Source organism: Streptomyces sp. NPDC058157, from assembly GCF_042884105.1.
GTDB lineage: Bacteria > Actinomycetota > Actinomycetes > Streptomycetales > Streptomycetaceae > Streptomyces.
Genome location: NZ_JBHVUQ010000353.1, coordinates 1 through 3,642, shown reverse-complemented (window position 1 = coordinate 3,642; position 3,642 = coordinate 1). Strand labels below are relative to the sequence as shown.

Below are 3,642 nucleotides of genomic sequence, written 5' to 3'. Positions count from 1 at the left end.
GCCTCGGGCTTCGCCTCTGCCTTGGCGGCCTGGGCCTCGGCCTCGGGCTTCGCCTCTGCCTTGGCGGCCTGGGCCTCGGCCTCGGGCTTCGCCTCTGCCTTGGCGGCCTGGGCCTCGGCCTCGGGCTTCGCCTCCGCCTTGGCGCCGGCCTCGGGCTCCGCGTCGGCCTTCGCCACGGGCGCGGTGTCCGCGTCGGCCGCAGCCTCCGGCTTCGCCTCGGCCTTCGCCTCGGCGTCCGGCTTCGCCTCGGCCGGAGCTTCCGGCTCCGTGTCGGCGTCCGCCTCGGGCTTCACGTCGGCCTCGGCCTCAGCGGCAGCCTCCGGCTTCGCCTCGGCTTCCGGGGCCATGTCAGTGTCCGCGTCCGGCTTCGCCGCAGCCTCGGCGGCTTCCGCCTCAGTCTCCGCGTCGGCGTCCGGCTTCGCGTCAGCGTCAGCCTTGGCCTCCGCAGCAGCCTTCGCGTCCGCGTCCGCGGCCGCTTCCGCCTTTGCCTTGGCCTCCGCGGCAGCCTTCGCTTCGGCAGCGGCCTTCGCCTCCGCGGCAGCCTCGGCCTCCGCCTCGGCCGCTGCGGCCGCCAGTTCCTCCTCCGTCGGTTCCGGGGCCTTCACCGATTCCAGCAGGAGCTGGGCGACGTCGACGACCTGGACGGATTCCTTGGCCTGGCCGTCGTTCTTCTTGCCGTTGACCGAGTCGGTCAGCATGACCAGGCAGAACGGGCAGGCGGTGGAGACGATGTCCGGGTTGAGGGACAGGGCCTCGTCGACGCGCTCGTTGTTGATGCGCTTGCCGATGCGCTCTTCCATCCACATCCGCGCACCACCGGCGCCGCAGCAGAAGCCGCGTTCCTTGTGGCGGTGCATCTCCTGCTGGCGCAGGCCCGGGACGGCGGACATGATCTCGCGCGGCGGCGTGTAGACCTTGTTGTGGCGGCCCAGGTAGCAGGGGTCGTGGTACGTGATCAGACCCTCGACCGGGGTGACCGGGGTGAGGCGGCCCTCGTCGATGAGGTGCTGGAGCAGCTGGGTGTGGTGGATGACCTCGTACTCGCCGCCCAGCTGCGGGTACTCGTTCGCGATGGTGTTGAAGCAGTGCGGGCAGGTGGAGACGATCCGCTTCGCGGACTTGGGCTTGCGGGTGGACTCGTCCTCGTCGTCCTCGCCGAAAGCCATGTTCAGCATGGCGACGTTCTCCTGGCCCAGCTGCTGGAACAGCGGCTCGTTGCCCAGGCGGCGCGGGGAGTCACCGGTGCACTTCTCCTCGCCGCCCATGATCGCGAACTTCACGCCCGCGATGTTCAGCAGCTCGGCGAAGGCCTTCGTCGTCTTCTTCGCGCGGTCCTCCAGGGCGCCCGCGCAGCCGACCCAGTACAGGTAGTCGAACTCGGTGAGGTCCTCGGCGTCCTTGCCGATGATCGGGACCTCGAAGTCGACCTCCTTGGTCCACTCCACCCGCTGCTTCTTGGCCAGGCCCCAGGGGTTGCCCTTCTTCTCCAGGTTCTTGAGCATCGTGCCCGCCTCGGACGGGAACGCGCTCTCGATCATGACCTGGTAGCGGCGCATGTCGACGATGTGGTCGATGTGCTCGATGTCGACGGGGCACTGCTCCACGCACGCGCCGCAGGTGGTGCACGACCACAGCACGTCGGGGTCGATGACGCCGTTCTCCTCGGCGGTGCCGATCAGCGGGCGCTCGGCCTCGGCGAGCGCGGCGGCGGGGACGCCGGCGAGCTGCTCGGCCGTCGCCTTCTCCTCGCCCTCCATCGTCCTGCCGCCGCCCGCGAGCAGGTACGGGGCCTTGGCGTGCGCGTGATCGCGCAGCGACATGATCAGGAGCTTGGGGGAGAGGGGCTTGCCGGTGTTCCACGCGGGGCACTGCGACTGGCAGCGGCCGCACTCGGTGCAGGTGGAGAAGTCGAGGATGCCCTTCCAGGAGAACTGCTCGACCTGGGAGACGCCGAAGACGTCGTCCTCGCCCGGGTCCTCGAAGTCGATCTCCTTGCCGCCGCTGGTCATCGGCTGCAGGGCGCCGAGCGCCGTCGCGCCGTCGGCGTTCCGCTTGAACCAGATGTTCGGGAAGCCGAGGAAGCGGTGCCAGGCCACACCCATGTTGGTGTTGAGCGAGACCGTGATCATCCAGATGAAGGAGACGCTGATCTTCACCATCGCGGTGAAGTAGATCGCGTTCTGCATGCCGGTGGCGCCGAGCCCCTTGAACGCCAGGACCAGCGGGTACGAGGCGAAGTACGCGGGCTCGTACGACTCCACGCCGTGGATCGCGCCCTCCAGGCCGCGCAGGCACAGGATCGCGACGCCGATGGTGAGGATGACCCACTCGACGAAGTACGCCTGCCAGGCCTTCGAGCCCGCGAAGCGCGACTTGCGACCGGCGCGCGAGGGAAGGTTGAGCAGGCGGATCACCATCAGGACGGCGATGCCGACCACGGTCATCACGCCGATGAACTCGGTGTAGAGCTCGAAGGGCAGCCAGTCGCCGACGATCGGCAGCAGCCAGTCGGCCTTGAACAGCTGGCCGAAGGCCTGCACCAGGGTCGGCGGCAGCGTCAGGAAGCCGATCGCGACGAACCAGTGCGCGAAGCCGACGATGCCCCAGCGGTTCATCCGGGTGTGCCCGAGGAACTCCCTGACCAGGGTGATCGTCCGTTCCTTCGGACGGTCGGTGCGGCTGCCCGCCGGAACGGGCTGGCCGAGTTTCACGAACCGGTAGATCTGCGCCACGGCTCGGGCGAGCAGCGCGACGCCGACCACAGACAGGACCAGCGACACGATGATCGCGGCGAGTTGCATGGGAGGGCTCCTCGGGCGGGACTTACTAAGCGGTAACTTATTGAGTCAAGGCTTGAGGTTACCCATTTCCCGCGCCGCACTGTAGGTGAGTGAGCGGTGATCTGTGTCGCTCAGGCACGCCTGTGTTGGAAGGCTGCCCGAGGGGTCTTCGCGAGGATCGCGAGGTCCGTCCCCAGCCAATGGCTCTCCACATAGTGCCGGTCCAGCAGGGCCATCTCCTCCCAGGGGAGGTCGGAGCGTGCGCCGACCTGCCACAATCCGGTCATTCCGGGGCGTACGAGCAGGCGTTCGGGGTGGTCCGTACGGGCCTCGGGGCGCGGCCCGACCAGCGACATCTCGCCGCGCAGCACGTTGAGCAGCTGCGGCAGCCCGTCCAGGGCGCACCGCCGCACCCAGGCCCCGGGGCGGCCGGCCCCCTCGGTGCGCAGCCGCCAGGTGCGGAAGGGGCGGCCGGCCAGGCCGAGCGCGGGCTCCCGTACGAGGACGCCCGCGCGGGTGGCCCCGTACAGGGCGGCGGCCGCCAGGAGGAGCGGGGCCGCGCACAGCAGGGCCAGCGGGACCGCGCCGATCAGGTCGCAGACCCGCTTGGCCGGGGGCCTGGCCGGCCAGCGCACGGTGATCCGGGCCGGGATCCGGAGCGGGATCCGGAGCGGCCGCGGCCAGGTCGGCCGGGCGGGCGGGGGCGGCATCAGGCGCATGCCAGGCACGCTGCCGGACGCCCGCCGCGGGCCCCTCGCGCCGCGCGGCCGCACCCCGTGCCGGAACCCGTTCGGCTGCGGCGCCGCCGGGGGGGGGGGGGGGGGGCGCGCGGCCGCCGCGGCCGCCCCGCGCGGGGGGCGGG

Annotated in this window: 1 protein-coding gene and 1 pseudogene; both read right to left on the bottom strand. The window is 71.0% G+C overall.

The window, feature by feature from the left end; all coding sequences use genetic code 11:
- Positions 1-584: 584 nt before the first annotated feature.
- Positions 585-2,801 (bottom strand): annotated as a pseudogene (locus ACFVXK_RS37565) (heterodisulfide reductase-related iron-sulfur binding cluster); the annotation flags it as partial.
- Positions 2,802-2,911: 110 nt separating this feature from the next.
- Entirely contained in the window at positions 2,912-3,499 is a 588-nt protein-coding gene (locus ACFVXK_RS37560; protein WP_389621558.1) for a sugar transferase, read from the bottom strand.
- Positions 3,500-3,642 lie beyond the last annotated feature (143 nt).